Origin of the sequence: Evansella sp. AB-P1, assembly GCF_029688925.1 — a bacterium.
In the GTDB taxonomy this organism is placed as follows: Bacteria; Bacillota; Bacilli; order Bacillales; family Salisediminibacteriaceae; genus Evansella.
Genome location: NZ_JARUKY010000009.1, coordinates 1 through 24395, shown reverse-complemented (window position 1 = coordinate 24395; position 24395 = coordinate 1). Strand labels below are relative to the sequence as shown.

General features: G+C 36.5%; 25 protein-coding genes, 11 tRNA genes and 1 pseudogene. 30 read left to right on the top strand and 7 right to left on the bottom strand.

Annotated features, from left to right (window positions below; all coding sequences use genetic code 11):
• Window positions 1-22: 22 nt before the first annotated feature.
• Complete coding sequence (rocF, locus tag QA612_RS10685) at window positions 23-925, top strand: arginase (protein ID WP_278283802.1); 903 nt, start codon at window positions 23-25, stop codon at window positions 923-925.
• Between the two features lie 418 nt (window positions 926-1343).
• Here the strand turns inward: rocF and mgtE are convergent, their stop codons facing one another.
• The 4 genes from mgtE to QA612_RS10665 form a co-directional block, all read right to left on the bottom strand.
• On the bottom strand, window positions 1344-2690 hold the full coding sequence (mgtE, locus tag QA612_RS10680) for a magnesium transporter (RefSeq protein ID WP_278283801.1): 1347 nt from the start codon (window positions 2688-2690) through the stop codon (window positions 1344-1346).
• A gap of 377 nt (window positions 2691-3067) precedes the next feature.
• A complete protein-coding gene (locus QA612_RS10675; RefSeq protein WP_278283800.1) occupies window positions 3068-4774 on the bottom strand; it encodes a b(o/a)3-type cytochrome-c oxidase subunit 1 in 1707 nt (568 codons plus the stop codon).
• Window positions 4771-5244 (bottom strand): cytochrome c oxidase subunit II, encoded by a 474-nt coding sequence (locus QA612_RS10670; RefSeq protein ID WP_278283799.1) that lies wholly within the window; start codon window positions 5242-5244, stop codon window positions 4771-4773. The genes QA612_RS10675 and QA612_RS10670 overlap by 4 nt, the downstream gene beginning before the upstream one ends.
• A gap of 24 nt (window positions 5245-5268) precedes the next feature.
• Window positions 5269-5424: a cytochrome c oxidase subunit 2A gene (locus tag QA612_RS10665; RefSeq protein WP_278283798.1), complete on the bottom strand. Its 156-nt coding sequence runs from the start codon at window positions 5422-5424 to the stop codon at window positions 5269-5271.
• 467 nt (window positions 5425-5891) lie between these two features.
• Here QA612_RS10665 and QA612_RS10660 point away from each other — a divergent pair, with 467 nt between their 5' ends.
• Entirely contained in the window at window positions 5892-6950 is a 1059-nt protein-coding gene (locus QA612_RS10660) for an ABC transporter ATP-binding protein (RefSeq protein WP_278283797.1), read from the top strand.
• Window positions 6951-7062: 112 nt separating this feature from the next.
• Here the strand turns inward: QA612_RS10660 and QA612_RS10655 are convergent, their stop codons facing one another.
• Entirely contained in the window at window positions 7063-7812 is a 750-nt protein-coding gene (locus QA612_RS10655; RefSeq protein ID WP_278283796.1) for a rhomboid family intramembrane serine protease, read from the bottom strand.
• Between the two features lie 316 nt (window positions 7813-8128).
• Between QA612_RS10655 and acpS the strand changes: the two genes are divergently transcribed.
• The 6 genes and pseudogenes from acpS (at window position 8129) to QA612_RS10625 (ending at window position 13311) form a co-directional block, all read left to right on the top strand.
• The gene (gene acpS / locus QA612_RS10650; protein ID WP_278283795.1) at window positions 8129-8485 is read left to right on the top strand and encodes a holo-ACP synthase; all 357 of its coding nucleotides are present in this window, start codon (window positions 8129-8131) and stop codon (window positions 8483-8485) included.
• Window positions 8486-8577: 92 nt separating this feature from the next.
• Window positions 8578-10110 (top strand): NAD(P)H-hydrate dehydratase, encoded by a 1533-nt coding sequence (locus QA612_RS10645; RefSeq protein ID WP_278283794.1) that lies wholly within the window; start codon window positions 8578-8580, stop codon window positions 10108-10110.
• A gap of 49 nt (window positions 10111-10159) precedes the next feature.
• A complete protein-coding gene (locus QA612_RS10640; protein WP_278283793.1) occupies window positions 10160-11215 on the top strand; it encodes a LolA family protein in 1056 nt (351 codons plus the stop codon).
• 246 nt (window positions 11216-11461) lie between these two features.
• Complete coding sequence (gene alr / locus QA612_RS10635; protein WP_278283792.1) at window positions 11462-12643, top strand: alanine racemase; 1182 nt, start codon at window positions 11462-11464, stop codon at window positions 12641-12643.
• Between the two features lie 166 nt (window positions 12644-12809).
• Window positions 12810-12956: pseudogene (locus QA612_RS10630) on the top strand (antitoxin); the annotation flags it as partial.
• 4 nt (window positions 12957-12960) lie between these two features.
• Window positions 12961-13311: a type II toxin-antitoxin system PemK/MazF family toxin gene (locus QA612_RS10625; RefSeq protein WP_278283791.1), complete on the top strand. Its 351-nt coding sequence runs from the start codon at window positions 12961-12963 to the stop codon at window positions 13309-13311.
• Between the two features lie 228 nt (window positions 13312-13539).
• Here the strand turns inward: QA612_RS10625 and QA612_RS10620 are convergent, their stop codons facing one another.
• Window positions 13540-13842, bottom strand: coding sequence for a hypothetical protein (locus QA612_RS10620; protein ID WP_278283790.1), 303 nt, complete (start codon window positions 13840-13842; stop codon window positions 13540-13542).
• A gap of 27 nt (window positions 13843-13869) precedes the next feature.
• On the opposite strand from QA612_RS10620, the gene QA612_RS10615 reads away from it, so the two are divergent.
• The 10 genes from QA612_RS10615 (at window position 13870) to QA612_RS10570 (ending at window position 21601) form a co-directional block, all read left to right on the top strand.
• Window positions 13870-14139, top strand: coding sequence for a hypothetical protein (locus QA612_RS10615; protein ID WP_278283789.1), 270 nt, complete (start codon window positions 13870-13872; stop codon window positions 14137-14139).
• A 186-nt stretch (window positions 14140-14325) separates the two neighbouring features.
• A complete protein-coding gene (locus QA612_RS10610; RefSeq protein WP_278283788.1) occupies window positions 14326-15150 on the top strand; it encodes an RsbT co-antagonist protein RsbRA in 825 nt (274 codons plus the stop codon).
• A 15-nt stretch (window positions 15151-15165) separates the two neighbouring features.
• On the top strand, window positions 15166-15522 hold the full coding sequence (locus QA612_RS10605; protein ID WP_278283787.1) for an STAS domain-containing protein: 357 nt from the start codon (window positions 15166-15168) through the stop codon (window positions 15520-15522).
• Window positions 15523-15524: 2 nt separating this feature from the next.
• Window positions 15525-15926: an anti-sigma regulatory factor gene (locus QA612_RS10600; RefSeq protein ID WP_278283786.1), complete on the top strand. Its 402-nt coding sequence runs from the start codon at window positions 15525-15527 to the stop codon at window positions 15924-15926.
• 15 nt (window positions 15927-15941) lie between these two features.
• On the top strand, window positions 15942-16955 hold the full coding sequence (locus QA612_RS10595) for a PP2C family protein-serine/threonine phosphatase (RefSeq protein WP_278283785.1): 1014 nt from the start codon (window positions 15942-15944) through the stop codon (window positions 16953-16955).
• Window positions 16956-17012: 57 nt separating this feature from the next.
• Window positions 17013-17342: an STAS domain-containing protein gene (locus QA612_RS10590; RefSeq protein WP_278283784.1), complete on the top strand. Its 330-nt coding sequence runs from the start codon at window positions 17013-17015 to the stop codon at window positions 17340-17342.
• A gap of 2 nt (window positions 17343-17344) precedes the next feature.
• Window positions 17345-17836 (top strand): anti-sigma B factor RsbW, encoded by a 492-nt coding sequence (rsbW, locus tag QA612_RS10585; protein WP_278283783.1) that lies wholly within the window; start codon window positions 17345-17347, stop codon window positions 17834-17836.
• Complete coding sequence (gene sigB / locus QA612_RS10580) at window positions 17799-18587, top strand: RNA polymerase sigma factor SigB (protein ID WP_278283782.1); 789 nt, start codon at window positions 17799-17801, stop codon at window positions 18585-18587. Before rsbW ends, sigB begins: the two co-directional genes overlap by 38 nt.
• A 2-nt stretch (window positions 18588-18589) precedes the next feature.
• Window positions 18590-19195: a SpoIIE family protein phosphatase gene (locus QA612_RS10575; RefSeq protein ID WP_278283781.1), complete on the top strand. Its 606-nt coding sequence runs from the start codon at window positions 18590-18592 to the stop codon at window positions 19193-19195.
• Between the two features lie 216 nt (window positions 19196-19411).
• A complete protein-coding gene (locus tag QA612_RS10570) occupies window positions 19412-21601 on the top strand; it encodes a Tex family protein (protein ID WP_278283780.1) in 2190 nt (729 codons plus the stop codon).
• Window positions 21602-22027: 426 nt separating this feature from the next.
• Here QA612_RS10570 and cmpA read toward each other — a convergent pair whose 3' ends face one another.
• Entirely contained in the window at window positions 22028-22159 is a 132-nt protein-coding gene (cmpA, locus tag QA612_RS10565) for a cortex morphogenetic protein CmpA (RefSeq protein WP_278283779.1), read from the bottom strand.
• 265 nt (window positions 22160-22424) lie between these two features.
• Between cmpA and QA612_RS10560 the strand changes: the two genes are divergently transcribed.
• The 12 genes from QA612_RS10560 to QA612_RS10505 all read left to right on the top strand — a co-directional run bounded on the left by QA612_RS10560 (window position 22425) and on the right by QA612_RS10505 (window position 24389).
• Window positions 22425-22886 (top strand): SprT family protein, encoded by a 462-nt coding sequence (locus tag QA612_RS10560; RefSeq protein ID WP_278283778.1) that lies wholly within the window; start codon window positions 22425-22427, stop codon window positions 22884-22886.
• A 145-nt stretch (window positions 22887-23031) separates the two neighbouring features.
• A tRNA-Asn gene (locus QA612_RS10555) sits at window positions 23032-23107 on the top strand.
• Between the two features lie 5 nt (window positions 23108-23112).
• A tRNA-Ser gene (locus tag QA612_RS10550) sits at window positions 23113-23203 on the top strand.
• A 19-nt stretch (window positions 23204-23222) separates the two neighbouring features.
• A tRNA-Glu gene (locus tag QA612_RS10545) sits at window positions 23223-23297 on the top strand.
• 79 nt (window positions 23298-23376) lie between these two features.
• A tRNA-Val gene (locus QA612_RS10540) sits at window positions 23377-23452 on the top strand.
• 54 nt (window positions 23453-23506) lie between these two features.
• Window positions 23507-23582: transfer RNA gene (locus tag QA612_RS10535), tRNA-Asp, on the top strand.
• A 10-nt stretch (window positions 23583-23592) separates the two neighbouring features.
• A tRNA-Leu gene (locus QA612_RS10530) sits at window positions 23593-23677 on the top strand.
• A 131-nt stretch (window positions 23678-23808) separates the two neighbouring features.
• Window positions 23809-23895 (top strand) — tRNA-Leu (locus QA612_RS10525).
• A gap of 27 nt (window positions 23896-23922) precedes the next feature.
• A tRNA-Arg gene (locus tag QA612_RS10520) sits at window positions 23923-23999 on the top strand.
• 99 nt (window positions 24000-24098) lie between these two features.
• Window positions 24099-24175 (top strand) — tRNA-Pro (locus tag QA612_RS10515).
• A gap of 7 nt (window positions 24176-24182) precedes the next feature.
• Window positions 24183-24256: transfer RNA gene (locus QA612_RS10510), tRNA-Gly, on the top strand.
• 56 nt (window positions 24257-24312) lie between these two features.
• Window positions 24313-24389, top strand: a tRNA-Ile gene (locus QA612_RS10505).
• The last annotated feature ends 6 nt before the right edge of the window (window positions 24390-24395 follow it).

The window sequence follows — 24395 nt, the reverse complement described above, 5'->3', positions numbered from 1 at the left end:
CTTCGAAAGGATAGATTACTAGATGAAAAAGAAGATATCAATAATAGGAGTACCAATGGATTTAGGTCAAACGAGGCGTGGTGTGGATATGGGTCCAAGCGCCATGAGATATGCAGGGATTATTCAGCGTTTGGAAAAATTAAATTATATTGTAGTAGATCGTGGTGATATAGAAATTGGACGGCCATCACAATTTGATATCACAAACGATGAAAATTTAAAGGATTTAGATGAAGTTGTAAAAGCAAATGAACAACTGGCAGAAAAAGTATCGGATGTAGTAGACAAAGGGGATTTTCCTTTAGTACTCGGGGGAGATCATAGTATCGCTATCGGAAGTCTAGCTGGAGTGGCTCAAAAATATGAAAACCTTGGGGTTATTTGGTATGATGCTCACGGTGATCTAAATACAGGGGATACGTCCCCATCTGGCAATATTCATGGGATGCCTCTTGCTATTAGCTTAGGGATAGGTCATAGTCGATTAACGAAAATAGGTGGGTACGCCCCAAAGATTAAACCTGAAAATATTGTAATAATTGGAGCACGTTCCTTGGATGAGGGTGAAAAGGAATTAATTAGAGAAAAAGGTATCAAAGTATATACCATGCATGAAATTGATCGAATAGGAATGACGAATGTAATGGAGGAAGCAATAAAACATGTTAGTCGTCATACCGATGGCTTGCATCTTAGCCTAGATCTAGACGCTTTAGATCCACAAACTGCCCCTGGTGTTGGAACTCCAGTTATTGGGGGAACCACCTATAGGGAAACTCATTTAGCAATGGAGATGTTGGCTGAAAGAAGGATCGTTACATCTGCTGAATTTGTTGAAGTTAATCCTATTTTAGATATAAAAAATCAAACGGCTGAGGCGGCTGTTGGACTAATTGGATCGTTATTTGGTGAAAAGTTATTATAGAAGGAAGAATACTAAAGACAAAAAATCACATGAATCAAATACATTCATGTGATTTTTAATTTAATTTATTATAAGTCTACCCTGAAAATAAGATAGAAGCGGCCAATGTTCCTGCAAAAGGAGAAAAAGAAGGTTTGCGGTAAGATAGAAGCGGCCAATGTTCCTGCAAATGGAAAAGAAGAAGATTTGCGGTAAGATAGAAGCCGCCTATCTGCCCGCAAATGGAGGAAAAGTTGAAATACTGGATGAAAAAAAACGTCTATCTTACTACAAACAGCGAAAAGCAGAATTGCGGGAAGGTAGTATACCTTAGAAAGAATATTTTCATCCTTCATGGTGCAAATTTTTCACTTGAATCGAGGTCTCCCCTGAAAATACCTAACTCACAATCCATCTACATATTTAACAAACATTAATTTTAAATTAAATAATGAATTAAACTAGTGGCAATCCCAAAATAAATAAGTAATGAAAAAATATCATTTAATGTTGTAATGAGTGGACCGGAAGCTACTGCTGGGTCTATCCCTAAACGGTATAAAATTAATGGAATAATTGTTCCAGACATTGTGCCGATAATGAGAGTAGCTAGCAAAGATATACCTACAACAAAACCAAATAGGAGACTACTTTGCCATATTGCGGCAACACCGAAAACTAGTAATCCACAAGTGATACCAATAATGATACCTACCTTGAATTCTCGCCATATTAACTTTATTATCGTTCTTTTTTCTAGAACGTTAGTTACAAGTCCTCTAACAACAACAGCTAATGATTGTGTACCTGTATTCCCTGTCATCCCTGCTATCATTGGCATAAAGAATATGAGAGCAACAACCTGTTCCAATGTTGCCTCAAAACCATCAAGAATACTACCTGTTATTAGTCCGATAAATAATAGTAAAACAAGCCAAGGTAGTCTTCTAAATGAAGCAACGGATGCTTTTGTGTTAAAATCAATGGATTTACCAGTAGCTGATAATTTTTCAATATCTTCATTAGCCTCTTCAATAAAAACATCAATAATGTCATCGACAGTTACAATACCTTTTAGCGTATTTTTTTCATCTACAACAGGCACTGCCAAGAAATCGTATCGTTGAATTAATTGAGCAACATCCTCCTGGTCCATGTCTAAAGGAACAGATATAACCCGATTAAACATAATATCTTGAATCTTATCGTTGGTATCAGCTAACAAAAGATCTCTGTAAGATACAACCCCAACTAGTTTTTTATTTTCATCTATGACATATAAATAATAAATATTTCGTGTGAATTCAGCAAAGCTTTTAAATTTGTCTACTGCTTCTCTTACGGTGTAATAATCTCTAATCCAGACAAATTCATTTGTCATAATTCCACCAGCAGTTTCAGGAGGGTAACTCATTAGCTGTTTAACAGAATTAGATTCATCCTTTTGCATGGCAGAAAAGTATTCTTCTAATTTTTCTTCAGATATTTCACTAAGCATGTCCGCTAAGTCATCATTGTCCATTATGTCCATAACCTCAGAAGACTTTTGGATTCCTAATTTTTGTAATACTTCCATTTGAATGTCTTGCTCTAATTCCATTATTAAATCAGCAATTTGCTTAGAGGATAAATATGTAAGAAATTTAAAATGATGCTTATCAGGTAAATCACGATACAATTGAGCTAAATCATATGGGTGAAATTCTTCAATCAATTTATTAAAGGATTCTTTTTTACCTTCTCTTAAATATTTAATAATTAAAACTGTAAGCTGATCAATATTCATTCGTTAAACCCTCTTTCCTTTAAAAGGTCTTATGAAAAATTTGAGTTAGGTAACTTTTGATTAGTTTAACATATTTTAGTTAGCACTTTGGAATGAGATATATAATAATCAATGACTATTTAATATTGCAAAAATTTTTTCGGACTTATATACCATACCCTTAAAAAGCGATACCTAATATAGATATACTATACATTCGTTACACCCTACTTTTGGGATAAAAATTAAATGTTCCATGGTATGAAAAATTCAATCACATAGTGTTTACCTTTAAGGTCTTTAAAATGAAAGTCTTTATTCATTTTTAGTAACTATCATTTAAGTTTCGAACAGAAAAAAGACAAGAGGCTTATTATAGCCTCTTGTCTTTCTTTACTTTATTTTATTAGAAAATTAAACGGAGGAGAGCCAGGAGGTGCATCTACAATCATTTGATAAATAGGTATAGTATATGCGAATATTATCAACACAATTGCAATTCCAATCCAAAGCTTCCAGTTTTCTAAAAACTTAGGTGTGTTCGGTGTGTCAATTGGGTCTGGAGTCATTGGGAACTCCGTTTTTCCTTTTGGAGCTAAGAAGCTTAGGTAAATAAAGTTATAGAACATTAATACCCCTGCTGCTGTTAGGATAACCCCGCCAATGGCAACTGTTACGTGACTCGTAAAGATACCTTCAAACCATTGCATCGCTTGAGGGTGATCTCCGTAAGTGCCATATGCTGTACGTCTCGGTGCACCAAACAATCCAAGTAAATGCATAGCACCTGACATGAAGAACATCCCAATGGCCCAAAGCCAGGTCTGAACAATACCACATCTATTTGCATGCTTTGTAAAGCGACGACCAGTAAGAACAGGTATTAACCAATAGGACATACCAAAGAAGGTTAACAATACAGTTGTTCCAACAGTTAGATGGAAGTGACCAACAACCCATAAAGTGTTATGAATAACAGCATTCAGCTGAAAACTTGCGTTAATTAAGCCACCAGCTCCAGCAGGAATAAAGATAATCATTCCCATAAATGGAGCAAAGAATCTTGCATCACCCCAAGGAAGCTTTTTCAGCCAGCCTAATAGTCCTTTTCCTCCCTTAGCTCGGCCAGTTTGTTCAAATGTAGCAAAAATTGAAAATGCAGTTAATAAAGATGGTACAACAACGACAAATGTCAGTACCGTTTGTAAAAACTTCCAAAATTCACTTATGCCTGATTCCATTAATTGATGGTGGAATCCTACTGGAATAGAGAAAAGTAAAAATAGTGCAAATGCTAATCTTGCTAAAGACCCACTAAATAATCGTCCACCAATGATTTTTGGTATAACTAGATACCAAACCATGTATGCAGGCATTAACCAAAAATATACAAGTGGATGACCAAAATACCAAAATAATGTTCTACTTAGTAATACATTGATTTCATCTGTTAACCCTAATGCCCATGGAAGCATTTGAACCAAAACAGTAACTGCTACTCCAATTGAAGCAACAATCCAAAGTAAAAGAGTTGCAGTAGTCATATAGCCAAACAGCGGTGTTGGTTGGCCAGGATGAGCTTTTTTCCAATTGAAAAAGTGAGCTAGGAGTGCTGAGCCCATTACCCATGTACCTACTACAAATAAAGTTAAGCCAATATAATAAAGCCAGTGTGCTTGAAGTGGAGCATAAAAAGTATATAAAACAGATGCTTCATTAGCTAAAATCATAACTGCTGCTAAAGCAGTTCCTGCAGATAAAATTGTAAACCCTACCCACCCAAGCTTTCTTAATCCACTAGGAAAGGCGCCGTGTGTCTTACTCATACCTGCAAAAAAGAATCCAAAAATAATATAAGTTGTAAATACGAGTGCTAATAATACACCATGTACAGTAAGAATTTGATAATAAGTAATCCATCCTGGAAGTTCGATCATACCTCCACGAACAAGACCTTGTAGTAATCCTCCAAAAACACCAATAATAAAGGCAACGTAGGCAACGTACACATGTGCCATAGCAAGCTTTTTATCTTTAGGGTGTACTTCCATTTCTTCTTCTACTTCATTTAATGTTTCTTTATAAGCTAAGTTCGATTGTGTCATGGTGAAGTCACCTCGATTGTCATTGACATGTAATGGTGACCTGTACCGCAATATTCATTACACAACACAAGGTATTCTCCAGCTTCATCAAACGTATGCTCAGCCATATTTATGTGACCAGGCGTTACCATGAAGTTCACATTTGTTTCAGGTATTGTAAAGCTATGAACAACATCAGAGCTTGTTACTTGAAACAACACTGTTGAACCCTCAGGAACTTCAATTCTAGATGGACTATAACCAAATGCCTGAGCAATAATCGTAGCCTTATATGTGTTTTCATTTATTTGTTCTAATCCAGGTTCAGAGAATATTGGGTCCTGGTCTAAATTCTGAGAATCAACTTTTCCCATATGGCTAGGTGGTTGATGCCCAAAAGCAAATGCTGATAATCCTAAAACAACTAAAAATAATATTAGTGAACCTACCCCAAAGGTTAACCAAATTTTTTCGTATTTGTGTAAATGCATCGAGTTTAGTCCCCCCTAAATTTTTTATGTCCGTCCAATAAATAGAAAAAACACAGCGATCCACGAAATGACAAGGAAGGAACCAACAAACATAACGAAAATAAATGTTCCTTTTAATGATGTTTCATCCTCATTCGTAGACACATGCTTTTCCTTTACACCGAGATTGGATTTGCTCATTCTGTGCCCCCCTCTCTGTTCATATGTTCCTTAAATAAGACTCCCCACGGAATAATCATAATAGATGAAGGAAGTGTGATGAGAATCATTTTGTGACTAATTCGTGAAAAAATGTAAAAAAATTACCTTTACCACTGTCGTTGTGTTGTTAAGTCTCGTTTTTGAGGAAAATTTATGAAATTTAATTAAAAAGTTAGTCCTAAAATGGAAAATGAAATTTATCAAGTAATCTAAACTAAATAAAACAAAATGTATGAAAATTGTGTTAACAAAGATTGAAACTTATTGATTGAAAAAAAACGATGTGCTATACTTTCTTCAGTAATGAAAATCATTCTCAAGTAAATTTTAGTTATTATTATTTTATAAAGCTTCTAAATAAATGAAAGTTGAAGTAGATTTAATAGTTTTATAGGTTTTGTCCATAAATTATAAAACCATCCGAGAATTAGTGGGAGGTAGTTAGCATGAGTTTTATTCAATTATCTAATTTAACTAAATACTTTAGTGGGACTGCTAATCCGGCAGTACGTTCATTAAACTTATCCATTAATAAAGGGGAAATTATAACCTTATTAGGTCCTAGTGGATGTGGGAAAACAACAACACTTCGAATGATAGCTGGTTTTGAACATCCTTCGGAGGGCTCCATTTTGATTGATGGAAAAGAGGTGTTTAGTAAAACTCATTCTTTGCCACCTGAAAAACGTGGAATCGGAATGGTATTTCAGGATTATGCTTTATTTCCACATATGACGATTGAGAAAAATGTTATGTTCGGTTTGAATAAATGGAGTACGAGAGAAAAGAAGAAACGTGCAAAAGAAGTGTTAGAATTAGTTGGATTAGAGGAGTATGGAAAGCGCTATCCAACTGAACTATCTGGTGGACAACAACAACGAATTGCATTGGCTAGAGCATTAGCACCAAAGCCTAATGTTGTTTTAATGGATGAACCATTCAGTAACTTAGATGCTGGTTTACGAGAAAAAATGCGTTTTGACGTAACGAACATTTTAAGAAAAGCGAATACGACGGCTATTATAGTTACACATGATCAAAAGGATGCTTTTGCTGTATCGGATCAAGTTGTAGTAATGAAGGATGGGGTTATTCAGCAAATTGCTGCACCAAAGGAAATGTACCGTTGCCCAAAAAATTGCTTTGTTGCCCAATTTGTAGGAAAGACAAATTTATTAGATGGTATTATGGATGAGGATTTAAAGCATATCCATACACATATTGGTAAGGTTACACTACCTGAACAATGGAAGGATAAATTGGATTCTGTAAAGCTATCTATCCGTCCAGAAGGCTGCCAGCTTGCTGAACAAGGGCAGTATTGTGGTGAGGTGGAACGAGTAACCTATGGCGGGGAGTATCAAGAGCTTTATGTACGTCTCCACAATGAACCAAGCCTTTCAAAGGAACCAATGTTGATCTATGCTCCAATTGAACAGGATGTGGAAGTTGGAACAATTGTATCCTTTGATATTAAACCAGAGCTTATTGCGTTGGTGGAATAGATGAACGGTATTTATGAGAAATATATTCCTGTAATAATAAAGAAACGATGGATTATTCCACCGTTTCTTTTTTTACATGATTCTTAAAAATGAGCAATATTGTTCCCGTTTGTTAGATAAAAAACTGAATGATAAATAATAACACAAGTACAACTCCCGCAACAATGAAGATCGTTTTCAACCTCTTTTTGTTTCGAGCACTCTTTTGCCAACGGTTCGGATCGAAGCCTATTTCTTCAGTGTCATGTACATTTCTAAAATTTCCATAACGTGAAACTTTCCGTAATGCTACTGGAGCAATGGCAGCACCAGCAATCAAGCCAAATAAATGAGCAAGTACATTTATATTCGTTCCAACAAACGTCATAATAATACCGATAATTAGGATAGTCATGATTAATTGAGAGTTTGTCTGGTCGATTAAATCCTTACGAGCTAAAACCATATATAGATAGATTCCGAATAAACCATAAATCGCACCAGAAGCTCCTAAGTGGAAAGTATAAAGATCATCAAGTAAATAAGTAGCAATATTAGCTATAATTCCTGTAAAGAAGTAGACGAAAATGAACTTTACTTTTCCTAACATTTGCTCCAAAGCTGGACCAAAAAGGAATAAGGAAAAAGAATTAAATAACATGTGAGCAAGTGAACCATGTAAGAATATTGGTGTCACCAACCGCCAATATTCACCCATATATATATGGAAGTTACTCCCGATCCCGTAGAACCTGATTTCTCTACCACCTAAGTACGGGAACATATAGATCCATAAATAAAGTATAATATGGATGATAATTAATGCAGTTACTACATGATACGCACGAATAAATTGACCGAAGCTCTCATTTCTAATAAACATCTCTCGTTCCCCTTTTAAAAAATGACATCATGGAATAAGTAATTTAGGTTTAATGTAATATCATTCCGTTATTAAATGATTCTTGGTTTCTTGAAGTATATGAGATTAGGAAAACAGCTATTAACTTCAAAGTTGTATAAAACTATTTATTAACATAACTTGCCCCTTCTAAAACACGTCCTTATTTTAACATATGAGAGAAAAGGAAGCCTATTAATGAAAATTATAAAAAGAATTCTATCTATCATTGTATAAATGTTCTGTGAAAGGACTTCATGATAAAATAGGGACAAAGTACATATGGAGGAAATTTTAGATGATTATAGGTATTGGTTTAGATTTGATTGAATTAAAAAGAATAAAAGCTCTAGTAGACCGACAACCAGCTTTTGTTAACAGAATATTAACGTCTGAGGAAGAAGGGGTTTATATAACTTTATCTAAAAAACGAAAGATTGAATTTTTAGCAGGGCGTTTTTGTGCTAAAGAGGCATTTGCAAAAGCGGTAGGATCAGGTATTGGAGAAAACCTATCATTTAAAGATATAAAAATACTTAATAATTCTGCAGGAAAACCGGTTGTTGAATCGGAAAAATTTTCTCAAAGAAAAATTCATTTATCCATTACACATACGGCTGAATATGCCGCGGCTCAAGTGATTATAGAGCAATAAAAATTAAATTTAATTAAAGCTTGTCATGGCTAGTCTGCATATTGTATAGGACAGCCTCATATAGTGTTAGTGCGGATGGGAGGGAATCTTTAATGTACGTGGTAACAGGTGATGAAATGCACCAAATTGACCGCTATACCATGGATGTTATTGGGCTGAATGAAGTTGCCCTAATGGAAAGTGCAGGGCAGGCCTTCTGTAGACAATTATTACCATCGTTACAAAAAAAGGATCAGATAGTTGTCTTAATTGGATCGGGAAACAATGGGGGAGACGGTTTTGTTATTGGTCGAATTTTAAAAGAAGCTGGCTACAATGTGGACGTGTGGGTAATTCCGCCGGAACATAAAATCCGTGGTGCTGCACTAACTCATTTAAGAATTTATGAACGTTCAGGACATGCGTGGTTTACTTATTCTGAACGAAAGGATCAAGTATTGTATTCATTAAACAACTACGCAATCATTGTAGATGCCCTTTTAGGTACTGGAATAAAAGGTGAACCACGAACTCCTTATAAGGAGTTAATAGATGAAATTAACCTTTGTAGCAATAAGGTTATTTCAGTGGATGTTCCTAGTGGTGTTCCTTCGGGGGAAAGTGATTCTATATCAATTGCTGTAAAGGCTGACGAGACGTATACTTTTCAAGCGCCAAAGATAGGTGCGTATTGTTTTCCGTATTCAAATTATTACGGAAAGCTTCAAATATTTGATATTGGTATTCCTTTAAAAGCTTTTGAACAATTGAATATTCAAAGAATGGTTATCACGGAAGATCAGGTAAGAAATACGCTTGCCAAGCGGATGCCAGACGCCCATAAAGGATCGGTTGGAAAAGCAATTATTATAGGTGGAGCACAAGAAATGATCGGTGCTCCTGTATTATCAACCGAAGCATGTCTCCGTTCTGGTGTAGGTTTAGTAACATTGGCTGTTCCAGATGTCATTCATCCCATTGTAACTCAAAAAACGACAGAAGCTACATTTTGGTCGTTAAAAAGTAATGAAGGACAATTAACAAATGATTTTTTAAGTGAAAGATCCTTAGACGGTTTTGATGGAATTGCAATTGGACCTGGTATGGGTAGAGATGTGAAACATGATTTGTTTACCTCTTTCAAAGACTTTAAAGGTCCACTTGTCATTGATGCAGATGGTTTGTTTCACTTATCAAAGGAATTAGAAGAATGGTTAAATGGTCGTCCTGGTGGGCCTACTGTTATCACACCACATTCGGGGGAAATGGCAAGGTTAGTAGGTGTTTCCATTGCAGAAATCGAGACTAATCGTTTTGCACTATCCAAAGCCTTTGCAAAAAAATACAATATGTATGTGGTTTTAAAAGGACCTAAGACAATTGTGACAACCCCTTTAGGTGAACAGTGGGTTAATACAACGGGGAACGCATCTTTAGCTAAGGGTGGTTCTGGCGATGTTCTAACTGGAATGATCCTAGCATTTCTTTTACAGCACAATAATATCATTACAGCAATTATAAATGCTGTATACATCCATGGTAAATCTGCTGATGATATGATTAAAACACACGATATCATGAGTGTGAATGCATCAGATATAGTAGATAGGTTACCTTTGGTTATTCGTTCACTACGTTACCAGTAACAATTACATCCCTCCTTTGTCGTCGAAATGAGACAGAGGGGTTGAGTAAATGAAAAAAGTTATTTCCTTACTTGTAGTGATTGCCGCATTGTTGTTGGTACTAGCTGCTTGTGGAGAGAAGAGTCAAGAGGATGTTATTGATGAGCTTGATAAAATTCGTGATGATTTGACAGGGTACAAGGCTGAAGCAGAAATGACAATTCAAACAGGGGAAGAGCCGCAAGAATATCAAGTAGAGGTTTGGTACAAATCTCCTTCCTCGTATAGGGTAGCATTAAGTAATGACGAAGATGAACCGAGTCAAATTATTTTAAGAAATGAGGAAGGGGTATTTGTTTTAACCCCAGCATTGAATAAAAGCTTTAGATTCCAAAGTGATTGGCCAGAAAATAATAGCCAGGTTTATCTTTATGAATCGCTGATTGATGACATTTTAATGGATCCAGAGAGATCTTTTTCTGCAACAGAAGAACACTATGTCTTTCAAACAAATACTAACTATACGAATAAAAATCTAAATCAGCAGGAGATCATGTTAAATAAGAGTGATCTTACCCCAGCTTCTGTAAAAATTATGGACGTTGACCTAACTGTTCTTGTTAATTTAGAATTCTCTAGCTTTGAATTAAATGCATCATTCAGTGATGGGGATTTTGATATGGATCGAAATATGACATATGCTCAATTAGACATGGATATACCTACATTGGCGGATGATGCGGAGGTAGAGGAAGTAAATGAGAATGAGAATGAGTCATTTACTGTTTTCTACCCAATGTATACACCACAAGGGACAGGTTATCCAGAGGTGAATGAAGTCGATACAGAAAATGGAAAGCGCGTGATCATATCTTATGAAGGGGATGAGCCTTTTACAATTGTACAGCAACAAAGTAAATTTGTTGAAGCTAGCGCCCCTGTGAATATTAATGAGGGAGAACCAGTTGATTTAGGTTTTACTTATGGTGCCCTATCTAGAAATGGCGAAACATTGTCAATTTCCTGGTCATATGAAGGGACTGATTTCTTCCTTTCATCTAACCATTTAGATCGGGATGAAATTATGGCAGTTGCTAGAAGTGTATATGGAACAGAAGAGAAATAAATATTGGAAACAGGCTCATGAAGATAAAAATTCTTGAGCCTGTTTTTGTTCAAAGGAAAGATTTTTTATATAATGAAAGTTGTTTAGGAGTGGGGAAACAATAAAATCCTAAAGAAAAACGATATTTATCTGACGAATTGTTTAATTATAAATAATTATCTAAGTAACTTCATTGACACACTACTACTTGAGGATAATAATGGAGAATAGATTGTGTACAAGTGACTGATTTTGGGGGAACCTTCTATGAATATAAAAAATCATTTTTACAGAGATACATGGGCCGAAATAAATATAGACGCTATTCAAGAAAACATTACCCAATTAAAGGGTATTCTACCAAAGGAAGTCCAAGTAATGGCCGCAGTAAAAGCAAATGGATATGGACATGGTGCTGTTGATGTTGCTTATGGGGCCCTTGATGCTGGTGCAACGTATTTAGGGGTAGCGATACTTGATGAAGCGCTAGTTCTTCGGGATGCGGGGATAGATGCACCGATATTAGTTTTAGGTTACGTTAGACCAGAAAATGTAACAATTGCAGCTGAAAAAAATATAGCCGTTACAATTTTTCAAGAGGAATGGGTAAAGGAAGCTGCAAATTTTTTAAAAAATGACAAATCAAAGGTTACATGTCACGTTAAATTAGATACAGGAATGGGACGTATTGGTATAAGAACAGAAGAAGAAGGATATGCTTTAATTGATACCTTGAAAAAATATCCTAACTTTGAAGTTGAAGGGATATATACACATTATGCCACAGCAGATGAATTAGAAACTTCTTATTTGAAAGCTCAGCAGAGACAGTTTAAAGCAATGATAGATTCCTTTGAAGCAAAATGGAGCTCTTCCATTCCACTCAAACATTGTGGAAATAGTGCAACAGCACTTCGTTTTGGAGATCAGTGTTATAATATGGTTCGCTTCGGAATATCTATGTATGGGTTAGCACCCTCAGAGGAAATTAAAGATATTCTTCCTTTTAGATTAAAAGAGGCCTTTTCCTTGCATAGTAGGATTACGCATGTTAAAGAACTTCATGAGGGCTGTGGAATTAGCTATGGTGCCGAATATAAAACAACGGAAGGTGAATGGATTGGAACCGTGCCAATCGGTTATGCCGACGGCTGGATTCGAATGAATAGACCTGGAGATGTACTCGTAAACGGGGAACGTGCTCCCATCGTAGGGCGCATCTGTATGGATCAAATGATGATTTCATTAAAGAAGAAGGTGCCAATTGGTACCAAGGTAACACTCATAGGGAAACAAAAGGAAGAATACATTCCTGTAGATGAGGTTGCTAATCGGTTACAGACAATAAACTATGAAATTCCATGTGTAATTAGTTATCGTGTACCTCGTGTTATTATCAAAAATAATCAGCCAGTACGAGTAAAAAATAAAGTATTTGTAAAAGAATAGGATAATTATTGTATTTTAAGAGAAAATATCCTTGTATTTTGTAGAAAAGTCACTTTGCAAAATTGTGAACAAGGTGATATGATTAGATAGGATAAAAAACGTTGATGCTGCGCTGGAGGTGTTTTTTGTGTCTGAAGAAAGCACAAAAAAAATAATGTTGAACATGAAAGAGCAGAAAAAACAACAAATACGTGAAACGATGCAACAAGGCTATATGGAGATGGCTAAAATCAATTTAAACATTGCGACCGAAGCCTTTCTTGCCGAGGAGGAAGCTGAACACACGTTGGATCGCTTAGTTAGTGGGGTGTAAGGGATTGAATGTTAAACGTGGTGATGTTTATTTTGCAGACCTTTCACCCGTTGTTGGATCAGAGCAAGGTGGAATCCGACCAGTGTTAATCATTCAAAATAATATCGGTAATCGTTTTAGCCCTACAGTTATTGTAGCGGCGATTACTGCACAAATTCAGAAAGCAAAGTTACCGACTCACGTAGAAATTAATGCGAAACGCTATGGGTTTGATAGGGATTCAGTAATTTTGTTAGAACAAGTTCGAACAATTGATAAACAACGCTTAACAGACAAAATAACACATCTGGACGATGATATGATGACAAAAGTGAATGATGCCTTAAAGATTAGTTTAGGCTTGATTGACTTTTGACATCGTCCGTACATAATGGGAAGGACTACTGATGAAGTGATCAGTAGTCTTTTTTCATTGTTCGAAGCTGATAACAAATTATAGAAATGCGAAAATACGGTGAAATGGAAGGTTGCCAATGAACCTGCAAAAGGGGAAAAGAAGATTTGCGGGAACATAGAAGATGTCCAATGAACCTACAAAAGGGGAAAAGAAGATTTGCGGGAACATAGAAGATGTCCAATGAACCTACAAAAGGGAAAAGAAGATTTGCGGGAACATAGAAGGTGTCCAATGAACCTGCAAAAGGGAAAAAGAAGATTTGCAGGAATATAGAAGGTGTCCAATAAGCCTGCAAACAGGAAAAAGAGGTTTGCAGGAAGATAGAAGGCCGCCAATAAGCCTGCAAAAGGGGAAAGGAAGGTTTGCAGGAATATAGAAGGTGTCCAATAAGCCTACAAAAGGGAAAAAGAGGTTTGCAGGAAGATAGAAGTCCGCCAATAAGCCTGCAAACAGGAAAAAGAGGTTTGCAGGCAAATAGAAGCGATCCAATAAGCCTGCAAACAGGAAAAAGAAGATTTGCGGGAAGATAGAAGTCCGCCAATAAGCCTGCAAACAGGAAAAAGAGGTTTGCAGGAAGATAGAAGTCCGCCAATAAGCCTGCAAACAGGAAAAAGAGGTTTGCAGGCAAATAGAAGTGATCCAATAAGCCTGCAAACAGGAAAAAGAGATTTGCAGGAAGATAGAAGGCCGCCAATGAGCCTGCAAACAGGAAAAAGAGATTTGCAGGCAAATAGAAGCGAACCAATAAGTCTGCAAAAGGGGAAAAGAAGGTTTACAGGAAGATAGAACCGCTAATCTTCCTCTAAGGATTATAAATAAAATAAAACTAACGTCCATACTATTAGATACTTTTTTAATCTATCGTATAATTGTATGTTTTTTAATGAAATTAGTATTGGATTAATTGCAATAGATTAGAATCAGTGGAATAATAGAAATAACATTCATTCTGTAAAGTGGGGGAGAAATTGGATGGACTCAAAAATACAGGACGCAATTTTCCAGCATCAAGATGAAATTGTTGAACAATGGTTAAAAGAAATTCGGAAATTTAGAACAGAAGATTCATTGCAAAACATTACAGATACGATGTACGAAAACACGAACCGCGAATTTGTGGACAAGCTTTTCTCAACAGTGAAAAACGGTGAGGACACTGGACAAGAATCATTAATATTATTTACAGAACGACTTATCCAGTTAGGTTGGCCGCTAAATTATATTATTCGTGGGTTACAAGATTTTAGGAAAAAAATAGTCAAAACATTATCAAATAGTGGAAATGAACAATATCAAAGTCTGTTTTTTTTACAAGAAATAGAGAATTGGATAGATGAGATTGTTAACATCTTAGTAAACGAGTATTCAGGTTCTTGGGAGAATACAGTTTTTTTACAAAAAATGGCTTTAAAGGAACTGTCAGCACCTCTAATTCCTGTAGTAGATAATATTAGTGTAATGCCGCTTATTGGAATGATTGATACAGAACGGGCTAAATATATTATGGAAAATCTTCTGCATGGAGTTATTGAACATCGATCAGAGGTAGTGTTAATTGATATTACAGGAGTTCCTGTAGTAGACACGATGGTTGCCCATCATATCATTCAAGCCTCAGAAGCGGTCCGTCTCGTTGGAGCATCTTGTATTCTAGTGGGGATTCGCCCTGAAATAGCACAGACCATAGTAAATCTTGGAATAGATCTAAGTAAATTTCCAACAAAAAGCACATTAAAAAAAGGAATAGAATCTGCTCTTGAGTTGACGAATCGTAAAATTATTGAGTTTGAAGGGTAAAGGGGGGTATTGATTTTGCGTATACCAATTCTAAAACTTCACGACTATTTATTAATATCTGTTCAAGTAGAGTTAGACGATAAAACAGCATTACAGTTTCAAGAGGATGTACTAAGTAAAATACATGCAGAAGGTTCTCGTGGTGTTGTAATTGACCTTACCTCTGTTGAAATGATTGATTCTTTCATTGCAAAAGTGTTGGGTGACGTAGTGGATATGTCTAACCTAATGGGTGCAATGGTTGTTTTAACTGGAATTCGGCCAGCTGTTGCTATAACCCTTGTTGATATGGGGATTATGTTAAATGAAGTCCCAACAGCATTGGACCTAGAACAAGGGTTGGAGAAACTCCAGCTCGAATTGGAGGGTTGATCATGCAAGTTCAAACCCATGTGGATATACACAGTGAATGGGGAATTGTAGCTGCTAGACAAGCAGGTAGGAAACTTGCACGTGAAATCGGATTTGGTTCCGTGGACCAAGCAAGGATTACAACTGCTATATCTGAGCTTGCAAGGAATATATATCTATATGCAAATAAAGGGAAAATTCATATAGAAGAAGTTGTTAGCTCAGGTAAGAGAGGGATAAAAGTTTCTGCAATAGATCAAGGACCAGGAATTAAAGATGTAAGAAAAGTAATGGAGGATGGATTTACGACTTCAGGAGGATTAGGTGCAGGACTCCCTGGTGTAAAAAGGTTAATGGATGAATTCAATATTGATTCTGAACTAAATAACGGTACAACGATCACTGCTATTAAGTGGCTTCGTTAAAGGGAGGGACGTTTTTTGACTGATACGAAGCTTTCTATGTATCAATTATATAAGGAAATAATTACAGATTATATCAGAAACAAAAGTGAACACACACTTTATTCCGCGCAGAAACTAAGTATGGAAATGATTGAAAAGGATATGTCTCCAGAAGAAATGGTGAGTCTTCATTTATCAGTAATTAAAGAAATTGTAGATGATCTACCAAAAGAAGTTGTAGATTCCTTTGACCTTCTATTGGAAGTAATGATAGGGTATGGACTTGCTCATAGAGAGCATTTAAGTTTAAGAGATCGTCAACGACAACTAGAATCAGAATTGAATGTTGCTGCTAGAATGCAGAAGTCATTACTCCCTAATGAACCGATTAACGTGGAATCTCTAGACTTTGGCGTTGTAAGTGTACCAGCTGGTAAAATGAGTGGAGATTATTATCATTATATTGTGGATGAGCATGGAAATATTGGGGTCGCAGTTGCTGATGTAATCGGTAAAGGTGTGCCAGCAGCAATGTGTATGTCAATGATTAAGTACGCAATGGATAGTTTACCAGAACAACGCCTTCAACCGGCGGCATTATTAGAAAATTTAAATCGTGTTGTAGAACGTAACATAGATAGTGATATGTTTATCACTATGGTTTATGGCTCTTATGATCCCCGAGAACATCGTTTTTTCTTCGCAAGTGCTGGACATGAACCTGGTTTTTTTTATCGGAATTCAACAGGTGAATTTGAAGATATGGAAACAAAAGGTTTGGTACTTGGTGTATCTCCTAAAATTCATTATAAAGAGTATTCACTGCAATTATCTCCCGGTGATTTTATTGTACTTCTATCAGATGGAGTTACAGAGTCAAGGGTGGACGGAGATTTTATAGAAAGAGAACAGCTCACGGAAATTATTAATAAATACAAGCATCTTCCTGTTCAAGCTTTAACAGAGCAAGTATATCGAGAGCTTGAAAAAATGCAAAATTTTCAATTGAAGGATGATTTTACACTCTTAATTTTACGTCGAAACGTTTAATTTACGAGAAAATAGGGTATTTAAACGGAATGTATTGACTTAGTGGGAGGGGAAATCATGAATTTAAACGTAAATATACAGGAAAATAATAATGAGACTGTAGTATTTTTAGATGGGGAAGTAGATGTGTATACTGCTTCAATACTTAAAGAAAAATTAAACCCTTTGGCTGAAGGAACTAATCAATCTATAGTAGTAGATTTAGCAAAGGTTAATTATATTGATAGTACAGGCCTTGGTGTTTTTATTGGTGTTTTAAAGGCTGTAGACAAGAAAGGTAGTAATTTAAAAATTTCTGGTGCAAATCCAAGAGTTAAAAGATTATTTGAAATTACCGGTCTTAATGAAGTGATGGATGTGGAAGAAGACCAGAGGAAGGAGGTTTAGTAATGGCACAAACATCTGATCTCATCGATTTGAAAATGCCTGCAAAACCAGAATATGTTGGTGTCGTTCGTTTAACCATCTCTGGAATCGCAAATAGAATAGGCTATTCGTATGATGATATAGAGGATATAAAAATAGCGGTGGCTGAAGCATGTACCAATGTAGTAAGCCATGCATATGACGAAACGGTCCAAGATCCAGTGATGACCATAACTTGTGGTGTATTTGAAGATAAATTGGAAATTACAGTAGCTGATCATGGTGGGGACATTGATGTGAACTCCTTTAAAAAAGGCAAAGGCCCTGTGAAAATGGATCGGCCAATTGAAGAATTAAAGGAAGGAGGTCTTGGACTTTTTTTAATTGAAACATTGATGGACAAGGTTGAAATATACGGGGATTCAGGAGTAATGATTGTCATGACGAAGTTCCTTCAAAGAGGTGAGGTGGGTCAAAATGACAACGGAATCTCGACACAACACCCAAAACAGTAAGGACCAAGTATTAGAGTGGATTAAAGAGTTTCAAGAACATGGTGATGAGGAAATTCAAACAAAGCTTGTTCTTGAATTTGAAAACCTAGTTCACGCCCTTGCGAGAAAATTTTCTAAAGGGCAGAGACATGATGAGGACTTAATTCAAGTTGGAATGATTGGTTTATTAGCAGCTCTAAGGCGATTTGACCCTGCGTTTGGTAGGAGCTTTGAATCCTTTGCTATACCAACAATTATTGGAGAAATTAAACGCTTTATTCGTGATAAAACATGGAGTGTTCATGTTCCAAGAAGAATTAAAGAATTAGGACCAAAAATTAAAAATGCAGTTGAAGAGTTGACTATAGAGCTTCAGCGTTCCCCTAAGGTGGAAGAAATTGCTGATTACATTGGCGTTTCAGAAGAAGAAGTACTAGAAACGATGGAAATGGGTAAAAGTTACCAGGCTCTCTCTGTTGATCGTTCCATTGAAGCGGACGACGAAGGTAGTGCTGTTACTTTATTAGATTTAGTAGGATCCACAGAAGATGGGTATGAAAAAACAAATCAACAGCTTTTATTGGATAAAGCCTTTGCTGTTTTAACGGACAGGGAAAAGGAAATATTAAATTTAACGTATTTTGAAAATTTAAGTCAGAAGGAAACAGGGGATAGATTAGGTATATCCCAAATGCATGTGTCACGCTTGCAAAGAAGGGCTCTGCAAAAACTTAGAGAGTCGATTAAAGTAGAACCAACGGAGTGCTTGTAAATATGATTGAACGCCAACATTTAGAAAAAGTTGATATTAGTCTTTACCAAAATGCGAAAAAAGGGAATTGGTGTTCTGGCGATTCAATATTTACTGTTAGTACGAAAGACTATGTACTCTGTGCTGTAGCTGACGGTTTAGGAAGTGGAGAAGAGGCGATGGATGCATCGTCTGCAGCTATAGAGTCAATAAAAATGAACCATCATTTGGATGTTGCGTTAATTATGTCTCATTGTAATAAAACCCTTGCTCATAAACGAGGAACTGTTATTGGTGTATTAAAAATTAACTTTCCTAATAAGGAGATTATTTATTGTAACGTTGGTAATATCGGCTGTGCATTCTATCCCCCTTCAGGAAAACTAGAGAGGCCAATTCCTATAAGAGGCTACTTGTCTGGAAAGCAACAAAAATTCAAAATTCAACACCTCTATTATGAACCGGGAACGTCTTTCATCCTTTATACAGATGGACTTATTTTCAACCCAGCGTATCACTCCTGTCTATTTGATCTGAATACGCCTGAATTAATGATGGAGCATATTGTGAATGATATGAAGGAATCGAACGACGACACAGCTATTGTTATCGGTAAAATTCTTGATTAAATCATAGATTTTTTAAAAAACAAGTATTGGACAGCCACCGAGATAATCGGTGGCTTAACCTTTTCCTATGAAATAACTACTTGCCTAATGTTAGATTTAAGTATCCTATTTTTGATCAGAAATTAACATCCTATGTAGATTCGAGTATAATCATAATGGTGTAACCGTTCGTTAATTAAAATTAGTTCTATTGAAGCTTGTATGGAGGTATGGAAAATGGAATGGACAGAAAAACAGCAAACATTATTGTCCCTTGTAACTAAGCAAGTACAATTAAAGCAGGAACGAGTCAAAAGTGTCATTGAACTATCAGAGGATGGAAATACTGTCCCGTTTATTGCTCGTTATAGAAAGGAGTTAACAGGTGGTTTAGATGAAGAACAGATTAGAAGCATTTTAGAATCTTGGAGTTATGCTACGAATCTTTCTAATCGAAAAGAAGAGGTTTTACGATTAATCGATGAGCAAGGAAAATTAACTCCAGAACTAAAAGAAAGTATTGAAAAAACAACAAAGCTTCAAGAGGTAGAAGATTTATATCGTCCATATAAACAAAAACGTCGTACGAAAGCCACAATTGCAAAAGAGAAAGGCCTTGAACCGTTAGCGCAATGGATGTTTTCATTACCGGTTGAAGGTTCTGTTAAAGAAGAAGCTGAGAAGTTCCTTAGTGAGGAACATGAAATACATACAGTAGGCGAAGCTATCCAAGGTGCCGAAGACATTATTAGTGAATATCTATCTGATGATGCAAAAATTAGAAAACAAGTCCGTCATTTGACCTTTAATGAAGGTAAAATAACATCCGAAAAGAAAAGTAAAGCAGAAGATGAAAAATCCATATATGAAATGTATTACGAGTATTCTGAGGAAGTGAAACGTATAGTACCACATCGCGTTTTGGCATTAAACCGTGGGGAAAAAGAAGGAGTATTGAAGGTTTCTATCGTTCCTCCTCGTGAACGAATTCTTTCATGGCTAGAAAAATACGTCATAGATGGTAAAACTACAGTAGCAAAGGACGAACTCATCCATGCAATGGAAGATGGCTATAAAAGACTCATTGAGCCTTCTATTGAACGTGAGATTCGAAATGAGGTAAATGAAAAGGCAGAAGAGCAAGCAATCCATATTTTTTCGGAAAATTTAAGGAACTTATTATTGCAACCTCCGTTAAAGGATCGAATTATTCTCGGAATAGACCCAGCATATCGGACAGGCTGTAAGCTTGCTGCTGTAAATGAAACAGGTAAGGTATTAGCTATTGATGTTATTTATCCAACACCACCAAAAAATGATGTTGAAGCAGCGAAAGCAAAAGTAATCGATTATATAAAAAAATTTAATGTTGAAATGATTGCAATTGGAAATGGAACTGCCTCTCGTGAAACGGAGCAGTTTGTAGCTAGTTTAATGAAAGAGTTAGATCGAAAAATGTATTATTTGATTGTAAATGAAGCGGGAGCAAGTGTTTATTCTGCATCAAAGCTAGCGAAAGAAGAATTTCCTAATCTTCAAGTGGAAGAAAGAAGTGCCGTATCCATTGCAAGAAGACTACAAGATCCACTAGCGGAGCTTGTAAAAATTGATCCTAAGTCTGTTGGTGTTGGCCAATATCAACACGATGTAACACAGTCAAGATTAAACGACTCTTTAACCTTTGTTGTTGAGACTGTTGTTAATAAAGTAGGAGTTAATGTTAATACTGCTTCGTCCTCACTTCTCCAATATGTATCTGGGCTATCTAAAGGGGTAGCGAATAATATTATTAAGTTAAGGGATGAAGAAGGGAAATATACGAATAGAAGCCAGTTGAAAAAAGTTCCACGATTAGGGGCAAAAACATATGAACAGTGTATTGGCTTTCTACGTATTATCGACGGAAATGAACCGTTAGATCGTACAAGTATACACCCAGAAAGTTATGGAGTAACAAAGGAGATTATAAAATTTCTTGAGGTAACACCAGAGGAATTAGGGACAGACTTAGTAAAAAAGAAAGTAGAAAACGTAAATGTGGATCAGTTAGCAGAACGCTTTGAAATTGGTGTTCCAACATTGCGCGATATTTTAGATGCTTTGTCTAGACCTGGAAGAGACCCTCGTGACGATGTACCTAAACCATTATTAAAGACAGATGTATTATCAATGGAGGATCTATCACCTGGTATGGAACTTCAAGGGACGATTCGAAATGTAGTTGATTTTGGGGCATTTGTCGATATCGGTGTTAAACAAGATGGACTCGTTCACATCTCAAAATTAACTAATCGATTTGTGAAGCACCCAATGGAAGTGGTTTCAGTAGGTGATGTGGTTACTGTTTGGGTGGATGATGTTGATGAGAAAAAGGGAAGAATTGCTTTAACGATGCTTCAGCCAGCAAATCAAACGGTATCCAATTAACAAAAAAGCTTAGACTAGTTATAGAAAAAAGGAAAAGCGCCCTTTTAAAGGGTGCTTTTTTCGTTGGAATTTGAAATAAACTGGCTCTATTCCGTGATGCGGCAAAAATTATTATGCATGGTGTTTACTTTTATCCATTATGTTTGATTCCTTTCAATCATAACTTTCCATTAACTCAGCATTAAAAAAGGTGAGTTAAATTTAAATTGCATGTATATTCCAATTACTTTCTTGTATTTTAGTTTTTCGTCTGTACCTGTTTAATAATTGGAACATTAGATACAATTTTTTATAGAAAATGTAACTTCATTTTAAGGTGTAGTGTTAGTTATTGAAAAAATATAGTGATGATTTAGGAACATACAAGTAAAGCGGTTAAAGTATGAAAACTATATATTAGAATTAGAAATCTAATTAAAATATTTTTTAAACTTTCGCGGATGTTGAAAGCGGCAAGGTTTTTTTATAATAAAACCAGCACTGGTTCAACAGTCGAATCCTCCTTAAGTCTTTTTGTTGATAGGCCTCCTGCATTTGCCGTTGAAGCCAAGAAGGCATCTTATTCCCTCCTTTCAACTTACACAAATCAAACGTATTGTAGTGATAATTATTTATATGAATAAAGGTATGTCTATGTTATCCTTTCTTTTAAAGAACAGGAATTTTATCTAAATAAAATTGTGCTCTTCTCTTTTGATAAGCTATCTCCTTTGTCTTAAACTGAAGCTAGATGTAGAAAGAATAGTGGACAAATGTTGGGGTATGCTGTAATACAGTTATTGAGAGGATAATTGATAGAGAAAAATGTAAGGGTGAATGCTGGGTGAATGATTTTGATTTGCAAGAGCTAGTTGAATCTGTATCGAAAGAATCATTTGGTAAAAAATTTAAGCATAAAGCTTTTTTTAATCCAAGACTTAGAACTACAGGGGGGCGCTATTCCCTTTCAGATCATCATATTGAAATAAATCCAAAACAATATGAACACTTTGGAATGGAGGAATTAATAAAAATAATTAAGCATGAATTGTGTCATTATCACCTTCATCTTGAAAAGAAAGGTTACATGCATAAGGATAGTGACTTTAAAGTTCTTTTAAAAAAAGTAGGAGGGTCTCGTTTTTGTCAAACAATTCCTGGGAAGAAAAAACAAGCTACAAAAATACATATATACGAATGTAAACAGTGTAGTGTGCAATTTAAACGAAAACGTCAATTCGATACGAAAAAATATGTATGTGGAAGGTGCAAGGGGAGGATAAAAAAGGTAGAAACAATTTTTTAAAAGATATTGACGATAAAAATAGATTATGATACATTATAAAAGTCGCTAATGAGACAAGTCACGTTGGTTTCAAATAATTTTGAAATACTATTGACATCATTGTGTACGATCATTAAAATAGAAAAAGTCCTTTTAATTTTCCTATTCCACAGTAGCTCAGTTGGTAGAGCAATCGGCTGTTAACCGATCGGTCGTAGGTTCGAGTCCTACCTGTGGAGCCATATTTGGAGAAGTACCCAAGTGGCTGAAGGGGCGCCCCTGCTAAGGGTGTAGGTCGCGTAAGCGGCGCGAGGGTTCAAATCCCTCCTTCTCCGCCAGTTTAGATTTTTCGGAATTGGCCCGTTGGTCAAGTGGTTAAGACACCGCCCTTTCACGGCGGTAACACGGGTTCGAATCCCGTACGGGTCACCAATTTTAGATATTAGAAGTTAGAATTGTGAAGTTAGAAATGGAAATAAATATCTAACATCCAACCTCTCACCTCTAGAATGGAGGATTAGCTCAGCTGGGAGAGCACTTGCCTTACAAGCAAGGGGTCGGCGGTTCGAACCCGTCATCCTCCACCATTCTATCGAACGCTTCTTTCTATGTGGCGTTTGTTTGTTTCTTAAATACTTTATGGTCCCGTGGTGTAGCGGTTAACATGCCTGCCTGTCACGCAGGAGATCGCGGGTTCGATTCCCGTCGGGACCGCCATTATATATGTGCGGGTGTGGCGGAATTGGCAGACGCGCTAGACTTAGGATCTAGTGCCTTCGGGCGTGGGGGTTCGACTCCCTTCACCCGCACCAGTAAGACTATAGCTTTGTATACGCTTCCTTTCTGTAGGGAGAAATTAAATAACAAGTTATTGACAGACGATGTATTGTTATGTTAAAATAATAAACCTGTCGTTATTAATGGCGATGAAGCTTATAATGTCGCGGTCGTGGCGGAACGGCAGACGCGCTAGGTTGAGGGCCTAGTGGGGGATAACCCCGTGGAGGTTCAAATCCTCTCGACCGCACCATTCAAAATAAGAATTTTAATTTCAAATGCGCCCGTAGCTCAATTGGATAGAGCGTTTGACTACGGATCAAAAGGTTAGGGGTTCGACTCCTCTCGGGCGCGCCATTATTATATTAGAAAAAGACTGCCAGAATGTGCAAATGTACGTGAGGAAATGAAAGAGAGCATCTGACGAAGAGATTCGTAGGTTGTTTTAAACAAGAACGGGAAGTGGCTCAGCTTGGTAGAGCACCTGGTTTGGGACCAGGGGGTCGCAGGTTCAAATCCTGTCTTCCCGACCATTTATATGCGGGTGTAGTTTAGTGGTAAAACCTCAGCCTTCCAAGCTGATGTCGTGAGTTCGATTCTCATCACCCGCTCCAATAATTACCTCTTGCATCTTGTAACTAATAGTAGTATAGTTGTAAATGTTGCTTGAGGGCCTGTAGCTCAGCTGGTTAGAGCGCACGCCTGATAAGCGTGAGGTCGGTGGTTCGAGTCCACTCAGGCCCACCATAATAT

Excerpts from the sequence above, each read along its gene's own strand:
- QA612_RS10610 (WP_278283788.1), top strand. The coding sequence starts at position 14,326 with ATGGACTCAAAAATACAGGACGCAATTTTCCAGCATCAAGATGAAATT.
- rocF (WP_278283802.1), top strand. The coding sequence starts at position 23 with ATGAAAAAGAAGATATCAATAATAGGAGTACCAATGGATTTAGGTCAA.
- QA612_RS10675 (WP_278283800.1), bottom strand. The coding sequence starts at position 4,774 with ATGACACAATCGAACTTAGCTTATAAAGAAACATTAAATGAAGTAGAA.
- cmpA (WP_278283779.1), bottom strand. The coding sequence starts at position 22,159 with ATGCCTTCTTGGCTTCAACGGCAAATGCAGGAGGCCTATCAACAAAAA.
- alr (WP_278283792.1), top strand. The coding sequence starts at position 11,462 with ATGAATATAAAAAATCATTTTTACAGAGATACATGGGCCGAAATAAAT.
- QA612_RS10600 (WP_278283786.1), top strand. The coding sequence starts at position 15,525 with ATGCAAGTTCAAACCCATGTGGATATACACAGTGAATGGGGAATTGTA.
- acpS (WP_278283795.1), top strand. The coding sequence starts at position 8,129 with ATGATTATAGGTATTGGTTTAGATTTGATTGAATTAAAAAGAATAAAA.
- QA612_RS10570 (WP_278283780.1), top strand. The coding sequence starts at position 19,412 with ATGGAATGGACAGAAAAACAGCAAACATTATTGTCCCTTGTAACTAAG.
- QA612_RS10590 (WP_278283784.1), top strand. The coding sequence starts at position 17,013 with ATGAATTTAAACGTAAATATACAGGAAAATAATAATGAGACTGTAGTA.
- sigB (WP_278283782.1), top strand. The coding sequence starts at position 17,799 with ATGACAACGGAATCTCGACACAACACCCAAAACAGTAAGGACCAAGTA.
- QA612_RS10670 (WP_278283799.1), bottom strand. The coding sequence starts at position 5,244 with ATGCATTTACACAAATACGAAAAAATTTGGTTAACCTTTGGGGTAGGT.
- QA612_RS10660 (WP_278283797.1), top strand. The coding sequence starts at position 5,892 with ATGAGTTTTATTCAATTATCTAATTTAACTAAATACTTTAGTGGGACT.
- QA612_RS10645 (WP_278283794.1), top strand. The coding sequence starts at position 8,578 with ATGTACGTGGTAACAGGTGATGAAATGCACCAAATTGACCGCTATACC.
- QA612_RS10575 (WP_278283781.1), top strand. The coding sequence starts at position 18,590 with ATGATTGAACGCCAACATTTAGAAAAAGTTGATATTAGTCTTTACCAA.
- QA612_RS10665 (WP_278283798.1), bottom strand. The coding sequence starts at position 5,424 with ATGAGCAAATCCAATCTCGGTGTAAAGGAAAAGCATGTGTCTACGAAT.
- mgtE (WP_278283801.1), bottom strand. The coding sequence starts at position 2,690 with ATGAATATTGATCAGCTTACAGTTTTAATTATTAAATATTTAAGAGAA.
- QA612_RS10640 (WP_278283793.1), top strand. The coding sequence starts at position 10,160 with ATGAAAAAAGTTATTTCCTTACTTGTAGTGATTGCCGCATTGTTGTTG.
- QA612_RS10655 (WP_278283796.1), bottom strand. The coding sequence starts at position 7,812 with ATGTTTATTAGAAATGAGAGCTTCGGTCAATTTATTCGTGCGTATCAT.
- rsbW (WP_278283783.1), top strand. The coding sequence starts at position 17,345 with ATGGCACAAACATCTGATCTCATCGATTTGAAAATGCCTGCAAAACCA.